The organism is Pseudomonas agarici (assembly GCF_900109755.1).
GTDB lineage: Bacteria > Pseudomonadota > Gammaproteobacteria > Pseudomonadales > Pseudomonadaceae > Aquipseudomonas > Aquipseudomonas agarici.
The window spans coordinates 15,745-37,052 of sequence record NZ_FOAR01000035.1 but is presented as its reverse complement, the minus strand read 5'-3'; the positions used below and the strand labels follow the sequence as shown (position 1 = coordinate 37,052).

At 58.9% G+C, this 21,308-nt stretch carries 17 protein-coding genes, 4 tRNA genes and 1 riboswitch; of the genes, 4 read left to right on the top strand and 17 right to left on the bottom strand.

Annotation, left to right across the window (positions count from 1 at the left end; translation table 11 throughout):
* Nucleotides 1-113 precede the first annotated feature (113 nt).
* The 4 genes from BMX68_RS23095 to BMX68_RS23080 all read right to left on the bottom strand — a co-directional run bounded on the left by BMX68_RS23095 (nucleotide 114) and on the right by BMX68_RS23080 (nucleotide 3,941).
* Entirely contained in the window at nucleotides 114-1,139 is a 1,026-nt protein-coding gene (locus tag BMX68_RS23095; RefSeq protein ID WP_017131600.1) for a sensor histidine kinase, read from the bottom strand.
* Nucleotides 1,057-2,607 (bottom strand): ATPase domain-containing protein, encoded by a 1,551-nt coding sequence (locus BMX68_RS23090; protein WP_017131599.1) that lies wholly within the window; start codon nucleotides 2,605-2,607, stop codon nucleotides 1,057-1,059. Before BMX68_RS23090 ends, BMX68_RS23095 begins: the two co-directional genes overlap by 83 nt.
* On the bottom strand, nucleotides 2,604-3,038 hold the full coding sequence (locus BMX68_RS23085; protein ID WP_026013133.1) for a hypothetical protein: 435 nt from the start codon (nucleotides 3,036-3,038) through the stop codon (nucleotides 2,604-2,606). The genes BMX68_RS23090 and BMX68_RS23085 overlap by 4 nt, the downstream gene beginning before the upstream one ends.
* 826 nt (nucleotides 3,039-3,864) lie before the next feature.
* Nucleotides 3,865-3,941 (bottom strand) — tRNA-Arg (locus BMX68_RS23080).
* A gap of 556 nt (nucleotides 3,942-4,497) precedes the next feature.
* Here BMX68_RS23080 and BMX68_RS23075 point away from each other — a divergent pair.
* Nucleotides 4,498-4,824 (top strand): Arc family DNA-binding protein, encoded by a 327-nt coding sequence (locus BMX68_RS23075; RefSeq protein ID WP_017131596.1) that lies wholly within the window; start codon nucleotides 4,498-4,500, stop codon nucleotides 4,822-4,824.
* A 140-nt stretch (nucleotides 4,825-4,964) separates the two neighbouring features.
* Here BMX68_RS23075 and mgtE read toward each other — a convergent pair whose 3' ends face one another.
* Nucleotides 4,965-6,407, bottom strand: a complete 1,443-nt coding sequence (gene mgtE / locus BMX68_RS23070; RefSeq protein WP_060782672.1) for a magnesium transporter — start codon at nucleotides 6,405-6,407, stop codon at nucleotides 4,965-4,967.
* A 320-nt stretch (nucleotides 6,408-6,727) separates the two neighbouring features.
* Here mgtE and BMX68_RS23065 point away from each other — a divergent pair, with 320 nt between their 5' ends.
* Nucleotides 6,728-7,207 carry an outer membrane protein assembly factor BamE gene (locus tag BMX68_RS23065; RefSeq protein WP_017131594.1) on the top strand — a complete coding sequence of 160 codons (480 nt, stop codon included), beginning with the start codon at nucleotides 6,728-6,730 and terminating at the stop codon, nucleotides 7,205-7,207.
* A 40-nt stretch (nucleotides 7,208-7,247) separates the two neighbouring features.
* Here the strand turns inward: BMX68_RS23065 and BMX68_RS23060 are convergent.
* From BMX68_RS23060 to ltaE, 7 genes are all read right to left on the bottom strand, one after another.
* A tRNA-Arg gene (locus BMX68_RS23060) sits at nucleotides 7,248-7,324 on the bottom strand.
* Between the two features lie 71 nt (nucleotides 7,325-7,395).
* A tRNA-Arg gene (locus tag BMX68_RS23055) sits at nucleotides 7,396-7,472 on the bottom strand.
* Nucleotides 7,473-7,579: 107 nt separating this feature from the next.
* A tRNA-Ser gene (locus BMX68_RS23050) sits at nucleotides 7,580-7,670 on the bottom strand.
* Nucleotides 7,671-7,732: 62 nt separating this feature from the next.
* Nucleotides 7,733-7,921: a carbon storage regulator CsrA gene (gene csrA / locus BMX68_RS23045; RefSeq protein ID WP_002554426.1), complete on the bottom strand. Its 189-nt coding sequence runs from the start codon at nucleotides 7,919-7,921 to the stop codon at nucleotides 7,733-7,735.
* A gap of 188 nt (nucleotides 7,922-8,109) precedes the next feature.
* Nucleotides 8,110-9,351: an aspartate kinase gene (locus BMX68_RS23040; RefSeq protein WP_017131593.1), complete on the bottom strand. Its 1,242-nt coding sequence runs from the start codon at nucleotides 9,349-9,351 to the stop codon at nucleotides 8,110-8,112.
* A 94-nt stretch (nucleotides 9,352-9,445) separates the two neighbouring features.
* On the bottom strand, nucleotides 9,446-12,070 hold the full coding sequence (gene alaS, locus BMX68_RS23035; RefSeq protein ID WP_017131592.1) for an alanine--tRNA ligase: 2,625 nt from the start codon (nucleotides 12,068-12,070) through the stop codon (nucleotides 9,446-9,448).
* Between the two features lie 125 nt (nucleotides 12,071-12,195).
* A complete protein-coding gene (gene ltaE, locus BMX68_RS23030; RefSeq protein WP_017131591.1) occupies nucleotides 12,196-13,221 on the bottom strand; it encodes a low-specificity L-threonine aldolase in 1,026 nt (341 codons plus the stop codon).
* A gap of 205 nt (nucleotides 13,222-13,426) precedes the next feature.
* Nucleotides 13,427-13,596: riboswitch (FMN riboswitch) on the top strand.
* 131 nt (nucleotides 13,597-13,727) lie between these two features.
* On the opposite strand from ltaE, the gene BMX68_RS23025 reads away from it, so the two are divergent.
* Entirely contained in the window at nucleotides 13,728-14,219 is a 492-nt protein-coding gene (locus tag BMX68_RS23025; protein ID WP_060782670.1) for a 6,7-dimethyl-8-ribityllumazine synthase, read from the top strand.
* A 133-nt stretch (nucleotides 14,220-14,352) separates the two neighbouring features.
* Nucleotides 14,353-15,825, top strand: coding sequence for a M91 family zinc metallopeptidase (locus BMX68_RS23020; RefSeq protein ID WP_017131590.1), 1,473 nt, complete (start codon nucleotides 14,353-14,355; stop codon nucleotides 15,823-15,825).
* Nucleotides 15,826-15,955: 130 nt separating this feature from the next.
* On the opposite strand, the gene astE is transcribed toward BMX68_RS23020, so the two are convergent.
* The 5 genes from astE to astA form a co-directional block, all read right to left on the bottom strand.
* Nucleotides 15,956-16,963, bottom strand: coding sequence for a succinylglutamate desuccinylase (astE, locus tag BMX68_RS23015; RefSeq protein WP_017131589.1), 1,008 nt, complete (start codon nucleotides 16,961-16,963; stop codon nucleotides 15,956-15,958).
* 17 nt (nucleotides 16,964-16,980) lie between these two features.
* Nucleotides 16,981-17,268: a hypothetical protein gene (locus tag BMX68_RS23010; RefSeq protein WP_017131588.1), complete on the bottom strand. Its 288-nt coding sequence runs from the start codon at nucleotides 17,266-17,268 to the stop codon at nucleotides 16,981-16,983.
* Nucleotides 17,269-17,333: 65 nt separating this feature from the next.
* Nucleotides 17,334-18,680, bottom strand: coding sequence for an N-succinylarginine dihydrolase (gene astB / locus BMX68_RS23005; RefSeq protein WP_017131587.1), 1,347 nt, complete (start codon nucleotides 18,678-18,680; stop codon nucleotides 17,334-17,336).
* Between the two features lie 67 nt (nucleotides 18,681-18,747).
* Nucleotides 18,748-20,214, bottom strand: a complete 1,467-nt coding sequence (astD, locus tag BMX68_RS23000; RefSeq protein WP_167375456.1) for a succinylglutamate-semialdehyde dehydrogenase — start codon at nucleotides 20,212-20,214, stop codon at nucleotides 18,748-18,750.
* Nucleotides 20,211-21,236: an arginine N-succinyltransferase gene (gene astA, locus BMX68_RS22995; RefSeq protein ID WP_017131585.1), complete on the bottom strand. Its 1,026-nt coding sequence runs from the start codon at nucleotides 21,234-21,236 to the stop codon at nucleotides 20,211-20,213. The genes astD and astA overlap by 4 nt, the downstream gene beginning before the upstream one ends.
* Between the last annotated feature and the right edge of the window lie 72 nt (nucleotides 21,237-21,308).

The following is a 21,308-nucleotide window of genomic DNA, read 5'->3' as shown; positions in this document are numbered from 1 at the left end:
CCAACTAATTCCGGACAGGACGTTAAGTTTTTCTTCGGCCCGAATTGGCGTCAGTCCATCGTTGAATTGATTCGGCCAAATCCGGTTTTCGGCCAGCTAGCGTTAAAGAAACCTCAATGGATCACCAATGGTAACGTCACCACAAACTCGCTTCCCTTACCATCTCCCTCGCTCATACCCGTCACGGTGCCGCCGTGGGCTTCGACCAACTCACGCACTACCGTCAGACCGATGCCTAAGCCGGCACCGTTGAAGCCAACGGCATGAACGTCCTGTACAAACGGATCGAAGATAAACGGCAGTGCCTGGGCAGAGATGCCGATGCCGTTATCACAGATACTCATCTCAAGTACATCGACCTCAGTCGAGACTGAAAGCGTGACAGTGCCGCCTGCTGGTGTGTATTTGGCCGCGTTGCCCAGCAGGTTGCCTAGAATTTGCGTGAGACGCACCGGATCGCCGTCCACCGCCAGCGCACATTCGGGCAACCGTGCCGTAAAGTGCAGATGGTGAGCACTCATCACTGGACTGCATACAGCGATGGCTTCATGGATGATCTGCATCATGTCTACCGTGCGGCAATCGAGGCGCAGCTTGCCAGTGCTGGCACGAGAGACGTCGAGCAAATCGTCCACCAGCCGCGACATGTGTCGCACCTGGCCTTCGATCAACGCCTGCATTCGCGGCAGTTCTTCACTGGAGACACGCGCCAGCCGTCCGGCGATCATGCTGATGGGCGTCAGCGGGTTGCGCAGCTCATGGGCCACCATGACGAGAATGTGTCGTTGTTGTTCCAGTGAGTGTTCGGCCGAGGCTTGCAAATGTTGCGCGCTGAGGGCGGCGATCACCAATTGTTCGTTGGCTTCGCGCATCTCCAGGTACAGCCTTTGTTCTTCTTGCGTGCGCTGGGGTTTTTCCGCCTCCGAATGCGCCAGGAGGATCGCCAGCACCAATTGCTGATTGGCTTCGAGCAGTTGTTCGACCTGCTGGCCATCGACGAGTTGGGCATTGGCGTCGCTCAACTCTTTTTGCAATGCCGCCAATACTGCCCGTGCCTTAACGGTTTTCTGGCCGAGCAGGAACAGTTCGCGAGCGGCATTGGCCACCGCTTCTTCGTTCTTGCCATCGACGTTGCTCATGACCTTGACTCACGCATCTGTCTCCGGGACGCTGGCGGGTTGGCCGCCCCCCGAGCAAACCTTCCTGATCCGGCAACATTTCGCCGATTTGCAGGCCGTTATCGTCAATGTGGTACAGGCGCAACTCATCGGAGTGGGCACTGGCCCGCACTTTGACCACAGCCATGATGCGCATCAAGCGGCTCTGCACTTCAATATAGCGCTGAACGATGATCGCGTCGGTGAGAAACGCGGTGCCATAAGGGCTAAATCGCAGATCGGTGTAGCGGTCTTCCAGCTCCGAGGTCATCAGTACGCTGACTCCGGCGCTAGTTAGGGCCGTGACCATGCGTGACAGCGACTCGCGAAAATCTTCACGAAAGGTCGGCGCCAGCGCCAGTTCGAAACCCGACAGCGAATCGATCACCACGCGAGCGGCTTTCAATCGGGCGATCTCGGCTAACAGCAACTGAACGATTTCGTCGATGGACAGATCCGGCGCGCGGCTGTCCACCAGGCCGACCTGGCCACTCTGGATCAGGCTGGCCAGAGTGGCGTTCTGTGAGTGATCGGGGCGCTGTTCGAACACCGCAATCACACCGGTTTCACCATTGCGTGCGCCTTCGGCGAGGAAAGTCGCCGCCAGAATGCTTTTACCCGACCCCGAGGGGCCGGCCACCAGCAATGAATAGCCTCGTGGCAGACCACCACCGAGCATCTCATCGAGCCGTGGCACGCCCATTTTCAGACGTTTGATAGGGAACCCCAGAGGAGCCTCAGCCGGACTGATTGCCGCCGGAGCAAAAACCTTGATCCCCGACGTAGCGATGCGAAAAGTGTGCAGTCCTGGCAGCGTCGGCTGGCCGCGCATCTTCATGATTTCCATCTTGCGCACCATGGAGTTGCGCTGAACGCTCTGACGCAACCAGATCAGACCATCGGCCACGGTAAAAATCGGGTTGGTGTCGGTTTCGGTAAAGTATTCGCCAATCAGGAAAGTCGTCGCCTGCCAGGTGGTCATCAACATGCCCAATTGCTGAACGAACTGCGGCAGGTTGTTGTTGGGGTTGTCCTGAGTCTGGCTGGCCAGCACCACCGAACGGAACGAGTCAACGAACACCAGTGATGGAGAGTGCGCCTCCACCTCGCTGACGATGCGTCGTAACACCTCGTCCAGATCTCCGGCCAGCGTGTCGTCGGCCAGGTTGATGTAGCGGATCGACCGGTTGATCGCTTCGCTGTCGAAAAAATCGAATTGCTGCTGATAGCGCAGCATCTTCAGCGGTGGCTCACCCAGTACGGTAAAGAACAGCGCCGGGCGTTCGGGCGTCGCCAGAGCAAACATCATCTGATGCGCTAGGGTGGTTTTGCCGCAACCCGGAGGGCCAGCGATCAGGTTGAACGAAAACTCCGGCAAACCTCCACCCAGCACCTCGTCCAGTCCTGGCACGCCGGTGGCCAAGCGGTTGATAGTCACTTTGGTGCTCATGGCGAATTTTCCTGCGAAGGGGTGTCGCTCAAAGATGGCTCCCACACGTCACGAAGCAATCGTGCAGTGAGCGAGGGCCCAATCAGCGTGGTCAGCAGCTCGTAGAAGGTGGTCAGCATCACTTCACCGAAAAACAACGCATCGGCTTCGCTTTGTTCGAGGAGCACGGACTTGAGGGCAGTCAGATCCAACGCGGCCTGCACGCGGTCATAGGTGCCGGCCAAGCGCGGATGAGCGCAAGCGCACAGCTGGAGGCTGCGGCGGTGAAGCGCGCCAACCCCTTGCTGACCAATGATGGGCATGAGGGCTGCGTTCATATCCTGCAAGGTCGAGACGATCGCCTGGGCGACCCTTGCAATGTCAACGTCGGGGCCAACACGGTGCGCCAGAGAAGCTACGATCTGGCGGTTCTCTTCGCTTAGCGTAAACATGACTGGCTAGATCTGATGGACAAAGTCTGATGGTACACCCTAAAACGCGATATCGAGATTCATTTGGACACAACACTTCAGTTGCGGCCATATCAGGTGGGCCCGGCTGTACCCGGTTTCGCCAGTCTCGAAACCGTTGATAGGCTGTCGTCCAGGCCTGAACCGTTCAGACATAGATACAGCTTTTCTGGAGACCTCAATACCTAGACGTGAGTGACACGTAAGCGTCAGGAAATGCAGACGGAAAACCGGCTGTTTTCTGGGCGGCGCGATCCATCTCCGGGAGATTGCGCGAGCGTCTCAATAATGTGGCCGGAGCCTCAGCTAATGTGCGTGCTCAGTTAAGGGATCTGAAGAGGGTCGCGAACTCCCGCGCAGCGGGGGTCACCCTTGATGAGTTGGAACCATGAGCATCGAAGAAATAGCCGCGCTCGCGGCGAAATGCAAGACCTGGACGATTAGCCGGCAGGTTATTCCTGGGCCTTGAACGCCTGGATCAAGGTTGCAGCGGAGAGTAAGAGAGTACCAGGCGCAGCGGATTATTCGTTGACGGCACAAACCCCGGCCTGCCCTGGTAGCAATCGGCAGCGTCCTGGTCTTTTGCGTCGACGACAACGAAAGCTATACCCGACTGCTTAGAAACCATATACACGCGTCGGAAGAAGTCAGACATCAGCCGTTGGCCGAGTTCCTTCCCCTGCAGACCCTTGTCAATCGCGAGACGACGGGACAGCGCAAACAAAAAAGCCCCGGCTGGGCTTTTGTTGGCCTGTTGTCACGGAAAAAGTGAGCTGGCAGCAGATCGGCGCGAGAGGCCCTATTTATATGGTGTCCCAGGGCAGGTTCGAACTGCCAACCTTCCCCTTAGGAGGGGGATGCTCTATCCAATTGAGCTACTGAGACAACGGCGACCACCAGGACAGGTGGGCGCAAAGGACGGCGAGCATGTTAACGGGCATGCCACCGTTTGTCATGTCGTCCATGGGCTTTTTGGCGCGTAGGCCGCAACAAAGTCATTTCCCCCGAGTGAATAGGCAAAAAACCAGCAATCCTGTCGCCGGTCGGAAAACTCGCCTTAACGCCATATTGCACCGTTCGTCCACTAGATAATCGCCCAGTTGCTACTATTCTCTAACAATAGAGGCAAAAGGCCAGATGACTGCCTGACCTATGCGACAGAACGATTTGATACTTCCAGACGGCCTCGATATAGCTGATTAGAGCGCTTCACCGGTAAAAATTTTCAAACCAGTGCGCATTTTTGACAATTGGTGCTGGCATATCGCCTTTATCCAGTTCAATATTTGTCACAGAATTGGCGCCAATGATCTGGCAATTTTGAGGCATGATGCGGGTCTCATATCAATTCAGGTTGAACATTTGGCGCAGAATGCTGTCCTACTGACATCCTGCGGCCAATTCCAATGAACCGCTCCCCTGAACTAACCGGTTTAAAACTATGCGCCCATTGAAACAGGCAATTTATTCCAGCCGTACCGCTGACAAATTCGTCGTGCGTCTGCCCGATGGAATGCGTGAACGCATCGCTGAGGTGTCTCGTAACCATCACCGAAGCATGAATTCCGAAATTATTGCACGCCTGGAGCAGAGTCTTATTCAGGAAGGCGCACTGGGTGACGAACTGAGCATGCGCCTGGACAGCCCTGAGCTATCCCTGCATGAACGCGAGTTGCTGCAGCGCTTTCGCCAACTGTCCCACCGCCAGCAGAATGCCCTGGTGTCACTGATTGCACACGACGCCGAAATGGCCGCAGACACCCACTGATTCCTCTCTGAAAGCTCGAGCCAGCCTCGCGCTGGCTTTTTTTTGCGCGAAATTTAAGGCGGGATGCGCAGGGACAGCAAGCCCGGACACAACAGAGAGGTGACGCAGCCAACCCACAGGAGAAGGCCGCGCCAGAGGACTCAGAGCAGGAACAGTGTCGCCAGTCCGAGGAAGATAAAAAAACCGCCGCTGTCGGTCATGGCGGTGATCATCACACTCGCCCCCATCGCCGGGTCACGCCCCAGCCGCGCCAGCGTCATTGGGATCAAGACCCCCATCAAGGCCGCCAACAGCAGGTTCAAGGTCATCGCGGCCGTCATGACCACACCCAGCGACCAACTGCCATACAGCAGATACGCCACGATACCAATCACTCCCCCCCACATGAGCCCATTGATCAGCGCAACAGCCAACTCCTTGCGCATCAGCCGCGAGGTATTGCCGGTACTAACCTGATCCAGCGCCATGGCCCGTACAATCATGGTGATTGTTTGGTTGCCGGAGTTGCCGCCAATACCCGCCACGATGGGCATCAACGCAGCCAGGGCGACCAGCTTCTCGATGGAGCCCTCGAACAGACCAATCACCCGCGAGGCAAAAAAAGCCGTGATCAAGTTGATCGCCAACCACGCCCAGCGGTTACGCAGGGATTTCCAGACCGAGGCAAAGATATCTTCTTCTTCACGCAGACCGGCCATGTTGAGGACTTCGCTTTCGCTTTCCTCACGGATCAAGTCGACCATTTCGTCAATGGTCAGACGGCCAATCAGCTTGCCGTTTTTGTCGACCACCGGCGCGGAGATCAAGTCATAACGTTCGAAAGCCTGGGCCGCATCATAAGCATCTTCATCCGGATGGAAACTCACCGGATCGTTGGCCATGACTTCGACCACCTGCTTATCGGGATCATTGACCAGCAATCGCTTGATCGGCAACACCCCCTTGAGTGCGCCATCGTAGTCGACCACAAAAAGCTTGTCGGTATGACCTGGCAGCTCCTTGAGCCGACGAAGATAACGCAACACCACTTCCAGGCTGACGTCTTCGCGGATGGTGACCATCTCGAAGTCCATCAGCGCGCCAACCTGCTCCTCGTCATAGGACAGCGCAGAACGAACGCGCTCACGTTGCTGACCGTCAAGGGCTTCCATCAGCTCGTGGACGACGTCTCGCGGCAGCTCGGGGGCCAAGTCGGCGAGCTCGTCGGCATCCATCTCCTTGGCGGCGGCCAGGAGTTCGTGATCGTCCATGTCGGCGATCAGTGTTTCTCGTACAGAGTCGGAAACTTCAAGGAGGATGTCGCCGTCACGCTCGGCCTTGACCAATTGCCAGACGGTCAGGCGATCGTCCAGGGGCAAGGCTTCAAGGATATAGGCGACGTCGGCGGAGTGCAGATCGTCAAGCTTGCGCTGCAACTCGACAAGGTTTTGCCGATGAACCAGGTTTTCTACCCGATCCTGATGCAGGCCTTCCTGACGATGAGTCAGATCTTCGACCACTCGCTGGCGATGCAGCAACTCAACGACTTGAGCGAGGCGGTCCTGCAAGCTGTCTGGTGATTTCTTTACTTCAATTTCGGTCATAGGCGAACTCCACTCCCAGCAGCGGGGCGCGCCGGAAGGATCAATCAGTCAATTCATGATTGGTAAAGCGGGATGCTGAGTAACTACTGGGTAAGTCCATGGAGGTATTCCACAAGCCCCGGCGGGGCTGACAGGCGTAATCATACACTGCCTCAGACGCTTTAACGGCAAAAATCTTGGCAAGAACAAGCGCTTGCGAGACAAAACCAGGCATTCTTCGGCGGCTTTCCACTGCGACGACTCATCCTGAAAAGAAAACACACGCTCGATGAAAAAGTCAGCGGCTAGGCTCGATTGAAGACTGTCACGGAAGACTTCCAATGCCCACTAGAGCCTGGTATCTGTTGATCCCCCTCACGCTTCACCTATCCTCCTGCGCAAGCGCGGCCATCGTCCAGCGTTGCGAAGACGCCAGCGGCCATATCACTTTCACCACGCTGGGCTGCACACAAAACCAGAACCTGCAGATCCTGCGTGCCGACAACCCCCCACCTGGCGGCGAAACTCGTACCGCCACACCGAAGTCGCCACCAAAAGAACCAAGTACCGCCCCTCGGGGATTTACCGTAATCGGCGAACACGACGATGGATGCGGCAATCAACTCGATGCCAAGGTCAGGCGTCAGGCCATTATCCAGCAACAGGTGCGCCCCGGCATGAATCGCCTGGAAGTGGAAAGCGCCCTGGGCAGGCCGGACCGGATCAGTACGAGCAACAGTGTCATGCGCTATCACTACAACCTGAAAAAAGGCCGCAGCAGTCTGGTACTGTTCGATGAGAAGGGCTGCGTCAAACGCTAGCCAGCAAAAAGCCCGCAACCAGTGCGGGCTTTTTGGTGTATGGTGCACTCGACAGGATTCGAACCTGTGACCGCTCGGTTCGTAGCCGAGTACTCTATCCAGCTGAGCTACGAGTGCAAGTGTGTTTTTATACCAGATCACCACTGGTTGAAGCCACGTTGTTTGTATCGCTACCAACGACGCTTAAATGGTGCACTCGACAGGATTCGAACCTGTGACCGCTCGGTTCGTAGCCGAGTACTCTATCCAGCTGAGCTACGAGTGCATTTGTTGCCGCGCATTATAGGTCGCCAGATCTCTTTGTAAAGCACTTTTTCTAGTAATTTCAAAAACTTACAGAATAAGCCAGATCACAACGCACTAAACGAATAATGGCGGAGAACGGGGGATTCGAACCCCCGACACCCTTTTGAGGTGTACTCCCTTAGCAGGGGAGCGCCTTCGGCCACTCGGCCAGCTCTCCGCAACACGGGGCGTATATTAACCAGCTTTCCCCCCGTTTGCAAACAAAAAAAACGATAAAAATTAATGGCTTGGTTCTTCGTCCTTCTCTTTCTTGATCCGCAGGTAGATTTCCTCACGGTGCACAGCCACCTCCTTGGGAGCGTTGACGCCTATACGCACTTGATTTCCTTTGACGCCGAGCACGGTCACAGTGATTTCACCATCACCAATGATCAGGCTTTCTGCGCACCGACGAGTCAGAATCAGCATACCTATCTCCTCACGCATTTCAGTTCAGGGACAACACAGTCTGCAAAAAAAGTTTCGGCCTACATGCTAAATAGCCATAGCCCTACGCACCTAAGTATTGACGAGCACGAGCAAAAGAACAGCGTTTGATCGCGTCGAGCAAAAAAACACAAAGGGCGCGGTTCAGCCGCGCCCTTTGGGATAACGCATCACTCGCCTTGGCGAGCCGGGGCATCGAGTTCAAATGCCGTGTGCAACGCACGCACGGCCAACTCCAGGTATTTTTCTTCGATAACCACCGAAACCTTGATTTCGGACGTCGAAATCATCTGGATATTGATGCTTTCCTTCGCTAGGGCCTCGAACATGCGGCTGGCCACGCCCGCATGGGAGCGCATGCCGACACCGACGATCGATACTTTGGCGATCTTGGTATCGCCGATCACTTCCCGCGCACCGATTTCACGCGCGGTGTTTTCCAACACGGTTTGCGCCGCCTGGTAATCGTTGCGGTGAACGGTGAAGGTGAAGTCGGTGGTGTTATCGTGCGCGACGTTCTGCACAATCATGTCGACTTCGATGTTAGCGGCGCTGATTGGGCCGAGAATCTTGAAGGCCACCCCCGGAATATCAGGCACGCCACGGATGGTCAGCTTAGCTTCATCGCGGTTGAAGGCGATGCCGGAAATGATCGGCTGTTCCATGGATTCCTCTTCATCAATAGTAATGAGGGTACCCGGACCCTCCTTAAAGCTGTGCAGGACGCGCAGCGGAACGTTGTACTTGCCGGCAAACTCGACCGCGCGGATCTGCAGCACCTTGGAACCGAGGCTGGCCATTTCCAGCATCTCTTCAAAGGTGATCTTGTCCAGGCGTTGGGCCGAGGAAACGACGCGCGGGTCAGTGGTGTAGACGCCATCGACGTCGGTGTAGATCTGACACTCGTCGGCCTTCAGGGCCGCCGCCAGTGCCACGCCAGTGGTATCGGAACCACCACGACCGAGGGTGGTGATATTGCCGTTCTCGTCGACGCCCTGGAAACCGGCGACAACAACCACACGACCTTCCTTCAGGTCGGCGCGAATCTTCTGATCGTCGATCTGCAGAATACGTGCTTTATTGTGCGCGCTGTCTGTCAGGATCCGCACCTGGTTACCGGTGTAGGACACCGCCGGTACACCACGCTTGATCAGTGCCATGGTCAGCAACGCAATGGTCACTTGTTCACCGGTGGAAACGATCACATCCAGCTCACGGGGAACCGGCTGGTTTTCGCCACTGATTTGTTTGGCCAGATCGATCAGGCGGTTGGTTTCGCCGCTCATCGCAGACAGCACAACCACCAGGTCATCGCCGGCTTCGCGGAATTTCTTAACCTTGTCGGCAACCTGCTCGATTCTCTCGACAGTGCCGACCGAGGTGCCTCCAAACTTCTGTACGATCAAAGCCATTTTCTAAGCCGCCTCAGCCCGTAAAGGGGCGCCCATTAATCATTCAAACCACAGCCCCGTTGCCCACCACTAGACGATGGGCATTGGCGAGGCCTTAAACACCCTGCTCGACAAATGGCACGGTCAGGGCCAGTGCCGAGTCCAGTGCCGCGGCGTCGATACCACCGCCTTGCGCCATGTCTGGACGACCTCCCCCCTTCCCGCCCACCGCCGCAGCGGCTTGTTTCATCAGATCACCGGCTTTGAGTTGGCCGGTCAGGTCCTTGGTCACGCCTGCGACCAGAACGACCCGTTCCTCATGGACACTGCCGAGCAGGATCACCGCGCGGCCGAGTTTGTTTTTCAATTGATCGACCAGTGCCAGCAAGGCCTTACCATCCTGGCCATCCAGACGCGCGGCCAGGACTTTCACGCCCTTGACGTCCAGCGCCTGCGCCGACAGATCGTCACCCGCTGCGCTGGCCGCCTTGGCCTGCAATTGCTCGAGCTGTTTTTCCAGCAGGCGGTTGCGCTCCAGCACAGCCGACAGCTTGTCGATCAAGTTGTCGCGACTGCCCTTGATCAGGTTCGCCGCTTCCTTGAGTTGTTCTTCGGCGGCGTTCAGGTAGGCCAGCGCCACGGCACCGGTAACCGCCTCGATGCGCCGTACCCCCGATGCCACGCCTCCTTCGCTGACGATTTTCAGCAGGCCGATGTCACCGGTACGGTTGGCGTGAATACCGCCGCACAGCTCGACGGAGAAATCCCCGCCCATGCTCAGTACGCGAACACTGTCACCGTACTTCTCGCCGAACAGCGCCAGTGCACCCTTCTTCTTGGCCGTGTCGATATCGGTTTCTTCGGTTTCCACCGCCGAGTTCTTGCGGATTTCGGCGTTGACGATGTCTTCCAGGGCCTTGATCTGCTCAGGCTTGATCGCTTCGAAGTGGCTGAAATCGAAGCGCAGGCGCTGACTGTCGACCAGCGAACCCTTCTGCTGGACATGCTCGCCCAATACCTGGCGCAAGGCGGCGTGCAGCAGGTGAGTGGCAGAGTGGTTCAGCGAGGTGGCATGACGCACTTGGGCGGCGACCTCGGTGTCAACCTCGGCGCCGACCAACAAGTTCCCCAGGGCCAGCACACCATGGTGCAGGAACGCCCCGCCGGTCTTAGTGGTATCACGGACATCGAAGCGACCGGTAGCCGCCTGCAGATAACCGCAATCGCCGACCTGGCCGCCCGACTCGGCGTAGAACGGCGTCTGGTTCAGGATCACAACGCCCTCTTCACCTTCATTCAAGACGTCGACCGACTGCCCTTCTTTATAGAGCGCGATCACTTTCGCCGCCCCACGGGTGGCGCTGTAGCCGGTGAACGCGGTGGCCACATCGACCTTGACCAGGCTGTTGTAGTCCATGCCGAAGGAACTGGCGGAGCGCGCGCGCACCCGCTGGGCTTCCATCTCGCGCTCAAAACCGGCCTCGTCGAGGATGAGGTTGCGTTCGCGGGCGATGTCGCCGGTCAGGTCCATCGGGAAACCATAGGTGTCGTACAGCTTGAACACCACGTCCCCCGGAACCACGTTGCCCTTGAGCTCTGCCAGGTCCTGCTCGAGGATCTTCAGGCCCTGCTCCAGGGTCTTGGCGAATTGCTCTTCTTCAGCCTTCAGCACACGCTCGATATGCGCCTGTTGGGACTTCAGTTCGGGGAAAGCGGCGCCCATTTCGGCCACCAGCGCGGCAACAATCTGGTAGAAGAAGCTGCCCTTGGCTCCCAACTTGTTGCCGTGACGGCAGGCGCGACGAATGATCCGACGCAGCACGTAACCGCGACCTTCGTTGGACGGCAACACGCCGTCGGCAATCAGGAAACCGCAGGAGCGAATGTGATCGGCAACCACTTTCAGCGAAGCCTGGTTGTCATTGGCACAACCGATGGCCTGGGCCGAAGCGCTCAGCAGGCTCTGGAACAGGTCGATTTCATAGTTGGAGTGAACGTGTTGCAGTACCGCACTGATCCGCTCCAGGCCCATGCCGGTGTCCACCGAGGGTGCCGGCAATGGATGCAACACGCCATCGGCGGTGCGGTTGAACTGCATGAAGACGTTGTTCCAGATCTCGATGTAACGGTCACCGTCTTCTTCCGGCGAGCCGGGTGGGCCGCCCCAGATGTCGGCGCCGTGGTCGTAGAAAATCTCCGTGCAAGGGCCGCACGGACCGGTATCGCCCATGGTCCAGAAGTTGTCGGACGCGTAAGGCGCACCTTTGTTGTCGCCGATGCGGACCATCCGCTCGGCCGGCACGCCGACTTCCTGGGTCCAGATATCGTAGGCTTCGTCATCGCTGGCGTAGACGGTGACCCAGAGCTTTTCCTTCGGCAGATTCAGCCATTTGTCCGAGGTCAGGAAGGTCCAGGCGAAGGTGATCGCGTCACGCTTGAAGTAGTCGCCGAAACTGAAATTGCCCAGCATTTCGAAAAAGGTGTGGTGACGGGCGGTGTAACCGACGTTTTCCAAGTCATTGTGCTTGCCACCGGCACGCACGCACTTCTGGCTGCTGACAGCGCGGGTGTACGCGCGCTTTTCCTGACCCAGAAAACAATCCTTGAACTGGTTCATTCCCGCGTTAGTAAACAGCAGGGTGGGGTCGTTGCCCGGAATCAAAGAGCTGGAGGCGACACGGGTGTGGCCTTGCTGTTCGAAGAAACGAAGGAAGGCTTCACGGATTTCTGCGCTTTTCATAGGTTCTTCCACGGAGTCTGCGGCCGAAGGCAAGTGCATCACGTCAAATGGACTGGCGACTTGCAAAGGGCCGCATTATATCGGCCCTTTGCCTCGGGTACAGTGTGTTTATACGATAGAAGTCGTCAATTAGACGGCCTGCAGGTTGATTGACGGTTAAATTCGGCAAATACCGCAACCACCTGCTCGATTTGTGCCCGGTCGATGTCCATGTGGGTGACCATCCGCAAGCGCGGCGCGGCGCTCAACCGAACCCCGCGCTCGGCGGCAAACGCCTTGAGCGCATCTGCCCGCTCACCAAGATCGGCGTAGACCATGTTGGTCTGTACCGGCTCGATCCGATAACCTGCTTCACGCAACCCCTGCGCCAGATGCACTGAATTAGCATGATCGTCAGCCAGGCGCTGGACCTGATGATCCAGTGCATACAGTCCCGCCGCCGCCAGCAAACCGGCCTGACGCATGCCGCCACCGACCATCTTGCGCAGGCGCCGCGCCTTGCCGATCAGTTCCTCGCTGCCACACAGCACCGAACCGGCCGGCGCTCCCAACCCTTTGGACAGACAGACCGAGACCGAATCGAAGTGGCGGGTGATGTCCCGTGCGTCAATCCCCAACTTGACCGCCGCGTTATACAGCCGCGCACCGTCCAGGTGCAGCGCCAACCCCTGCTCCTGGGTCAGACGGCGGGCCGCCGCCAGATACTCCAGCGGCAGGACTTTGCCTTGCATGGTGTTTTCCAGGGCCAGCAGGCGGGTGCGCGCAAAATGGAAGTCATCAGGCTTGATCGCTGCCATGACTTGCGCCAGGTCCAGCGAGCCGTCGGCCTGGACCTCAAGCGGTTGCGGCTGGATCGAGCCGAGCACCGCAGCGCCGCCGCCTTCATATTTATAGGTATGGCATTGCTGACCAACGATGTATTCCTCGCCGCGCGCGCAATGAGCCATCAATCCCAGCAGATTACTCATGGTTCCGGTGGGCACGAAGAGCGCTCTGGCGAAGCCCAGTCGATCGGCCAACTCGCTTTCCAGCCGATTGACCGACGGATCTTCGCCATACACATCATCCCCCAGGGGCGCATTCGCCATGGCCTCGCGCATACCGGCGCTGGGTTGGGTAACGGTGTCGCTACGAAGATCGATAACAGTCATGAAACAGGCCTCGGCTATGGAGCACTGGTGTCGGATACATCCCTTTCGAAAGTAATTACTGCGGTTTTGGCGAAGGATAATCAAGCTCCGCTACAAAACACGCGGGTGATTCACCACAAAAATTCGATGATTATTATCGTAAAAGGCCACATGCGTACCTGTGAAATATATGGTAAAAATCTGGCGCCGCCAGAAAATCTGCCGGCAACGTTCTCAGGGCGGGGTGTAATTCCCCACCGGCGGTAATGGCGCACGATGCGCATAGCCCGCGAGCGCTTGGCGTAGTGGACGGTCTCGACGGTCCCTCGACAAGGTCAGCAGACCCGGTGTGATTCCGGGGCCGACGGTCATAGTCCGGATGAAGAGAGAACGGGATTGACACCAAAGGGCCGTCCACAGAATCGCCGTGTGCATGCTTGCCAGCATCTACAGCCAAGCTGAACGTACCCTTAAATCCCCTTCGATTCATAACGCCCTGTTTTTCACATAAACAGGAGTCAGAACAGATGCAACCCACCACTCTTCATCACACTCAACGTATCGCGTTCATCCAAGCTTGCTGGCACAAAGACATCGTTGATCAGGCGCGCTTCGGCTTCGTCGCCCAAATCGCCAAGCTGGGTTACCAGGAAAGCGATATCGATTTCTTTGAAGTCGGCGGCGCCTTCGAAATTCCCCTGCATGCCAAGCTGCTGGCGCGCTCCGGCGGTTATGCCGGTATTGTCGCCGCCGGCCTGGTGGTCGATGGCGGAATCTACCGCCACGACTTCGTCGCCACGGCGGTGATCGATGGCTTGATGCAGGTCCAGCTGGATACCGAAGTGCCGGTGTTTTCAGTCGTGCTGACTCCACACCACTTCCACGCAGGTGAAGAGCACCAGAAGTTCTTCTTCGATCACTTTGCGCACAAGGGCCAGGAAGCTGCGAAAACCTGTGCCGACACTCTGAGCAAACTGCGCGCCCTGCCGCGCCCGGTGCCGCAGAAACTGGCGGTCTGATCCCCCCACCTGCCGGCCCCGGCCGGCAGGTCATAACTATCTACCCTCTCCCGACGGCGCCAATGCGCTTAAGTGGATTCGACAGTGCCCTCCCAGGGCTCTCGACATCCATCGACTGCGGAGACACCCAAGCATGAACGACTTTTCCCGACTCGGTCCGGAGATTCCCGTCCTACCCGGCAATGAACATTGGATCGACGGCAACCAAGAAGATGCCCAACCCTCCAGGAAGTCCCTGGATCAGTACCCCGACGACCAGCGAGTCACCTACGAGCACACGCTCCATAGAGACACCACGGCCACGGTGCACCGCCAGAAGCTCGAGGCGCCGCCCAACTATCGGGGTCCCACCGATCACCTGGTCTTCACCACTCGTGACAGCACCGACCAGGTGCACCTGTACCGAACCGATCATCCGGTCATTGACATCAATGACCAGCGCTACCACTTGAAAATGGCCTCCTCCGGACAAGTCATCGTGCTGCGCACGGCAGGCGGCGATGACAACATCCGAGTAGACGACCATGTGAAGATCACTGTCTTCATCGAATCGGGCAGCGGAGACGACCGAATACACTGCGGCGGCGGTTTCACCAAAGTCGACGCAGGCCTCGGCAATGATCGGGTCTTCACCCACTCCGGCGCCAGCTATATCGAGGCCGGAGAGGGCGATGACGTTGTTATTGCCCAAGGTAGCGGCCCCATGACGGCCTATGGTGGCAAGGGTCACGACATCCTGGTCGGCGCAGAAGGCGCCTGCTTTATGGATGGAGGCCAGGGCGACGATGTATTGCTGGGCGGCAAAGGCCATAACGTGCTCAGCGGCTCCGATGGTAATGATCAAATCACCCCCGGCCCCGACCGCAATACACTCTACACCGGCACCGGCGTGGACTTCATCGACCGGTTGGGCCCCGATACGCAGGTGTTCAACGCCTATGCAGCCGATGGGCCGGTGCCTTCAAGCATCCACCAGGCCCCCGGCATTATCATTGCCGCCAAGGAGCTGGACACCTGCGGTGTGGTGGTCGAAGGCACGCCGCAATTTCAGGAGCGAGTCAAGGACGATCTTCGGCTGTTGCTGGGCTCCGGTAACGGCCAGCAACTGCTCGGCGCTCTGGGTGATGCCAAGGCAAAAAGTGGCGTGCCGGTAGTGATCAGGGAGTTGACCGAGGAGGAAAACGGCATGTGCTTCCCGAACCGCTCCTGGCCCGAGGATCCGTCCGAGGACGAGCATCCGTTTATCCGCGACAGCCATGCCGGCATTCCGGTCAAGGGCTGCACGGTGTACTACGACCCGTCGTTCCTCAAGGGGGAAGTCACCAGCGTCGTTCATCTTTACCATGAGTTGTGCCACGCCTATAACTTCGTCACCGGGACGATGTTCCTAGGCTATGGCCAAGATGGCGTGGACGGGGACAAGCCCCGTCAAAGTGTACCCAACGGCGAACTCCAGGCCGTCGGATTGAAGGCTGACGTGCCGCCATTCGACTTCGACAGGAACCCCGCGACGCCGCCGCTGGACAGCAACCCCGAGGCTTTCACCGAAAACGGCTTGCGTAGGGAGTTCGGCATTGCGCCGCGCAAGCAATACCGCGGCGACTAGTGGCCTATGTCGCTAATTCCTTTAGTCAATTTCGGCGCCACCAGCCCGGCCTGCGTGGCTGTGGTCACAGCGCCCTGGCCATGGGCGGGCGACATCCGAACTTGAGCTAACGAACTCACCGTATAGGCCGCTAAATCAAGCCCTCAGCGCCGGACGGCACCACCAGAATCCCCGCCCGTAGGCCGTTTTTCACCTTCGGGTTGGGGAAAATGATCCGCGCGCCCGGCTCTGTCACCACCCAGCGACTGCTTGCCAGGTCCTCGGCAAGCAGGTAGCCCTTGGGCAGCTCGGAGAAGTTCTCGATATCCGCCGGCAGGTGCAGCCGGAAGGAATCGCTGTGCTTGATGATTTCCCGTGCCACGCTGAACAGTTGCAGCCCATCGAGGTTTCCGTCCACAGCCACCTCGGTGCCCTCGATCAATTGCTTGAGGCAACGCTCGAGGCGGGAAACGTCAACGCCCTGGTTTTGGCCGAACGGCCGGGCCTTGCCCAGTTCCAGGGTAAAGGATTCGGCGCCCAGCTTGTCGTAGGTGTAGCTGCTGAACACGATGGAAGGTTTGTTCTGCAGCAGTACCGCTGACATGCCGGCGGCGCGCAGGCGGGCCAACTCGCCTCGCGAATGGGCACGCCCTTCCTTGTACGGGTAGAGTGCGAACTGTTCGATCTTCGAACCGCGAATGGCTGTATGCAGGTCGTAGTGCAGGCGGTTGCGATCGGCCAGGCTGAAAAAGCTCGCCGCCAACCGCTCCAGCTCGCAGGCCCGCAACGCTTCGCTGCCACTGCTTTGCTCATGACGACCGTTGAACAATCGATTGACGTCCTGCTCGATATAACGCTCGCCGCGACGCATCGCTTCGGGGTTGCCGAACAGGAACAGAATGCGCGCTCGAGGCTTCAGGTCGCCTCGGGCAATGTCGTGCAACAGGCGATCGAGCAATTCGATCGGCGCCGTTTCGTTACCGTGGATACCGGCGGACAACAGCAGGTCCAGCCCGTTGTCCCTGGCCTCGGGAGGCCGCACTTCCAGCGCGCCCTCACTCAGCCAGCGCATCCGCACGCCTTCGACCGTCAGTTGAGTCTTCTCCGCCGGTTCGCGACCGGCGAGGGTCAGTTCAAGCAGTTTGCCGAGGGCGAGCATAGGGTGCTGCTCCTTGATCAGTGAGCGTGGTTGCAATCGGGGCCGTGCACGTGATCGTCGTCACCGGCATCGGCCGGTTCCATCTCCAGTTGCAGACTTACAAGATTAGTCGCCAATGGACGAAGCAGCAGGTTGGCGTATTCGGCGTCGCCTTCCTCGACATCGACACCAATCAGCAATTGGCCGCGACCGTCATGCTGAATCCACAACTCCTTGCCCTGCCATATCACGGCAACGCGCGTGCAGGAGGTTTCCAGTTGAGTGCCATCGGTGTCTTCAAGGATCAACTGCAGGGTATCGCTCATGGTGGTGCTCTCATCTGGAGGAAAAGCCGGACCCCGACCTTCCGTCGGAGGCCGGGTGTGCGCTTTCAATTGATCTGGAATGGATAAACCGCGCCCAGTTTAAGGATCTGCGTCAGTTCATCCAGTGCCGTCCGGCACTCCAGCAGCAAGCGAGGGTCCGCCAGGTCGCTTTCGCGCAGGGAGTCGCGGTAGTGCTTTTCGACCCATTGGGTCAGCGTGTCGTACAACGGCGCGGTCATGATAACCCCTGGATTGACCGCCGCCAGCTCAGTTTCATTCAACGCCACACGCAGACGCAGGCACGCCGGCCCGCCACCGTTTTGCATGCTCTGCTTGAGGTCGAAGACTTTCACCTCGCGGATCAACCCGGCGGAACCAGTGAGGCCCTGAAGGTACTGCCAGACGCGTTCGTTCTGACGGCACTCTTGCGGCACGATCAGCAGCATCGTGCCATCGGCACGGGTCAGCAGTTGGCTGTTGAACAGGTAGGAGCGTACCGCGTCATCCACCGTCACCAGGGCGCGCGGCACGCAGACCGCCTGGAAGTTGCCGCCACGTTTGGCCAACTTGTCGCGCAGCTCAGCGAGCACCCGCTCGGTGTCGAGGAACGCGTCCTCATGGTAGAACAGCACCTCGCCGTTACCCACCGCAATCACATCGTTGTGGAACACGCCCTGGTCAATCACCGACGGGTTCTGCTGGGCATAGACCACACCCTCATCGCTCAGGCCATGCAAGCGGGCGACTGCCTGGGAGGCTTCGAGTGTCTGGCGTGCCGGGTATTTCTGCGGTGCCGGGTAGCGGGTGTCGAAGGCGCTGCGACCGAATACGAAGAATTCGACACCGGCCTCACCGTATTCACGGCAAAAGCGCGTGTGGTTGGCCGCGCCTTCGTCGCCGAATTGGGCAACGGCAGGCAAGGCGACGTGATGAGCAAAGTGCTTGCTATCGGCGAACATCGCACCGAGCACACGGCTGGTGGTCGGGTGTTCGATACTGCGGTGGTACTTGCAGTTCAGGTTGGCCGCCGTGAAGTGCACGCGACCGTCGGCAGTGTCGGCGCTCGGGCTGACGGTGCCGGCGTTGGCCACCCACATGCTTGAGGCCGAGCAACTGGCAACCAACAACGGCATGGCCTGTCTGGCCGCCTGCTCGATCACTTGCGCGTCCGTGCCGGCAAAGCCGAGCCGGCGCAGGGCAGCGACGTCCGGGCGTTCCTGGGGAGCGAGTACGCCCTGGACAAAGCCCATCTCCATCAGCGCCTTCATCTTCGCCAGACCTTGCAAGGCCGCTTCCTTCGGATTGGAAGCCTGCTGGCTATTGCTCTGGGAAGCGACGTTGCCGTAGGACAGGCCGCCATAGTTATGGGTCGGGCCTACAAGACCGTCAAAATTGACTTCAAAGGATTTCATCGGCGAGGCTCCACGAATCTGTTTTTATAAGCATCAAATCATCTGCGCATGGCGACCGCTTTCGAGGTCAAAGCCGAACACCCGGCGTCAGGCTGGCCGGTGCCGTCAGGCTTGGCGTTTCCAGCGACGCCACTGGGTACGCGCAATAATCCGCTGCGTAATAGGCACTGGCGCGATGATTACCCGACGCCCCGACCCCACCGAATGGCGCACTGCTCGCGGCCCCGGTCAATTGCTTGTTCCAGTTGACGATCCCGGCCCGGCTTTCCAGCCAGAACTGCCGGTAGCGCGCCTCGGAATCCGACAGCAGGCCAGCCGCCAGACCGAACCGGGTATTGTTGGCCTCGGCAATCGCCGCGTCAAAATCGGCATAGCGGATCACCTGCAGCAACGGCCCGAAGAACTCTTCATCGAGACGCCCGGCTACCGCCGTCACATCGAGAATCCCTGGTGTCAGTAATGCCGCACCGGCCTGGGGCTGAGTCATTGCCAGCAGCGCCACGGCACCATTACCCAGCAGTTGCGCTTGCGCGTCCATCAGTGCCTGGGCGGCGCTCAGGGAAATCACCGAGCCCATGAACGGTGCCGGCTGCTGATCGAACGCACCCACTTCGATAGTCGAGCTGACTTGCACCAGACGCTCCAACAAGCGGTCGCCCCAGGCACCTTGCGGCACCAGCAGGCGGCGAGCGCAGGTGCAGCGCTGACCGGCCGAGATAAAGGCCGATTGGATAATGGTGTAGACCGCTGCATCCAAGTCTTGGACTTGATCTACCACCAGCGGGTTGTTGCCCCCCATTTCCAAGGCCAGGATCTTGTCCGGGCGCCCGGTGAATTGCTGGTGCAGGTGATTGCCGGTACGGCTCGAACCGGTGAAGAACAGGCCGTCGATCCCCAGGTTCGCCGCCAGGGCAATACCGGTTTCGCGAGCGCCTTGCAGCAGGTTCAGCACGCCTGCCGGCAGGCCGGCCTCGATCCAGCATTTGACGGTCAGCTCGGCGACTTTCGGGGTCAGTTCACTCGGTTTGAACAGCACGCTGTTACCCGCCAGCAACGCCGGTACGATATGACCGTTGGGCAGGTGGCCTGGGAAGTTGTAAGGGCCGAACACCGCTACCACGCCGTGTGGCTTGTGGCGCAATACTGCAGTGGCGTCACCCAGCGGGCCGCTCTTTTCGCCGGTCCGCTCACGGTAACTCTGAATCGAAATGGCGATCTTGTTGACCATGCTGGTCACTTCGGTCGCCGACTCCCACAGAGGCTTGCCGGTTTCCTCGCCAATGCATCGGGCCAGTTCCTCGGCGTGACTTTTCAGGCTGGCGGCAAAGGCTTCGAGCACCACGATGCGTTCATCCAGGCTGCGCCGGGCCCAGCTCGGGAAAGCCTCGCGGGCGGCCAGTACCGCCAGCTCGACCTGTGCCGAGCTGGCGCCATTGCCCGACCACAGTACCTGCTGGGTCACCGGATTCAACGACTCGAAAGCTTCGCCCTGGCCGGCAAGCCATTGGCCGGCGATGTAAAGCGTGCTCATTATTTCGACTCCCGAGAAACAGACAACGGAACCGCGCGGACCTGATCACCCGCGCTCAATTGAAGACGTTTGGCGGTCAATGGGTCGACCACCAGCGTGCCTGCCGCAAATCGTGCGGGAGCGGCGGTGATGCGGCAGTCTTCGCGCTTGCGGTTGTGGATCAGGAACGGTATGGCGTCATCGCCTGGCGTACCGATGGCCAGCACCAGCGCCTGGCTGTCGCGTATCGCACGGATCTTGCCGGTTTCGCACGCCACCGCTGGGCCGGCGTCGAAGATGTCGACATAGCCTTGGTAGCTGAAGCCTTCGCTCCTGAGCATCGACAGGGCCGGCTCGGTGTCGGTGTGTACCTTGCCGATCACCGCTCGGGCATCCTCGGAGAGGAAGCAGGTATACAAAGGAAACTTCGGCATCAGTTCGGCGATGAAAGCCTTGTTGCCAACACCCGTCAGGTAGTCGGCCTGGCTGAACTCCATCTTGAAGAAGTGCCGGCCCAGGCTCTCCCAGAACGGCGAACGCCCGGCTGCGTCGGACATACCGCGCATCTCGGCGATGATCTTGTTGCCAAACAGTTGCGGGAACTCGGCGATAAACAGCATCCGCGCCTTGGCCAGCATCCGCCCGTTGAGGCCGTTGCGGTAGTCGGCATGCAGGAACAGCGAACACAATTCCGAGTTGCCCGTCAGGTCATTGGCCAGGAACAGCGTCGGGATCTCGCGGTAGATGTTCAGCTCCTGAGAGGCGCTGACCGTCAGACCGACCCGGAAGTTGTACCAAGGCTCACGCAAGCCGACGGCACCGGCAATCGCCGAAATACCGACGACCCGACCGTTGTCGTCTTCGAGCACGAACAGGTAATCCGCGTCGCCGCGCCCAGCGTCGCCCCGGAAGGTTTTTTCCGCCCAGCCGACGCGGTGAGCCAAGCGCTGCTCATCGGCCGGCAAGGTGGTCAGGCCGGTGCCGGTGCTGCGGGCCAGGTCGATCAGAGCGGGTAAATCGCTGCTGCGTACAGGACGAACGATCATGCTATCTCCTCAAACGGGTGCCGACAGACGGCGCCCGTGAAACTCGCTGTAAGGCTGCTTTCGATACCGACC

Coding starts and splice junctions, on each gene's coding strand:
- astE (WP_017131589.1), bottom strand. CDS start 16,963: ATGCTCGCCCTCGGCAAACTGCTTGAACTGACCCTCGCCGGTCGCGAA.
- ltaE (WP_017131591.1), bottom strand. CDS start 13,221: ATGACTGTTATCGATCTTCGTAGCGACACCGTTACCCAACCCAGCGCC.
- BMX68_RS23095 (WP_017131600.1), bottom strand. CDS start 1,139: ATGAGCAACGTCGATGGCAAGAACGAAGAAGCGGTGGCCAATGCCGCT.
- astB (WP_017131587.1), bottom strand. CDS start 18,680: ATGAAATCCTTTGAAGTCAATTTTGACGGTCTTGTAGGCCCGACCCAT.
- astA (WP_017131585.1), bottom strand. CDS start 21,236: ATGATCGTTCGTCCTGTACGCAGCAGCGATTTACCCGCTCTGATCGAC.
- BMX68_RS23025 (WP_060782670.1), top strand. CDS start 13,728: ATGCAACCCACCACTCTTCATCACACTCAACGTATCGCGTTCATCCAA.
- BMX68_RS23020 (WP_017131590.1), top strand. CDS start 14,353: ATGAACGACTTTTCCCGACTCGGTCCGGAGATTCCCGTCCTACCCGGC.
- BMX68_RS23085 (WP_026013133.1), bottom strand. CDS start 3,038: ATGTTTACGCTAAGCGAAGAGAACCGCCAGATCGTAGCTTCTCTGGCG.
- BMX68_RS23090 (WP_017131599.1), bottom strand. CDS start 2,607: ATGAGCACCAAAGTGACTATCAACCGCTTGGCCACCGGCGTGCCAGGA.
- mgtE (WP_060782672.1), bottom strand. CDS start 6,407: ATGACCGAAATTGAAGTAAAGAAATCACCAGACAGCTTGCAGGACCGC.
- alaS (WP_017131592.1), bottom strand. CDS start 12,070: ATGAAAAGCGCAGAAATCCGTGAAGCCTTCCTTCGTTTCTTCGAACAG.
- BMX68_RS23065 (WP_017131594.1), top strand. CDS start 6,728: ATGCCCACTAGAGCCTGGTATCTGTTGATCCCCCTCACGCTTCACCTA.
- BMX68_RS23040 (WP_017131593.1), bottom strand. CDS start 9,351: ATGGCTTTGATCGTACAGAAGTTTGGAGGCACCTCGGTCGGCACTGTC.
- BMX68_RS23075 (WP_017131596.1), top strand. CDS start 4,498: ATGCGCCCATTGAAACAGGCAATTTATTCCAGCCGTACCGCTGACAAA.
- BMX68_RS23010 (WP_017131588.1), bottom strand. CDS start 17,268: ATGAGCGATACCCTGCAGTTGATCCTTGAAGACACCGATGGCACTCAA.
- csrA (WP_002554426.1), bottom strand. CDS start 7,921: ATGCTGATTCTGACTCGTCGGTGCGCAGAAAGCCTGATCATTGGTGAT.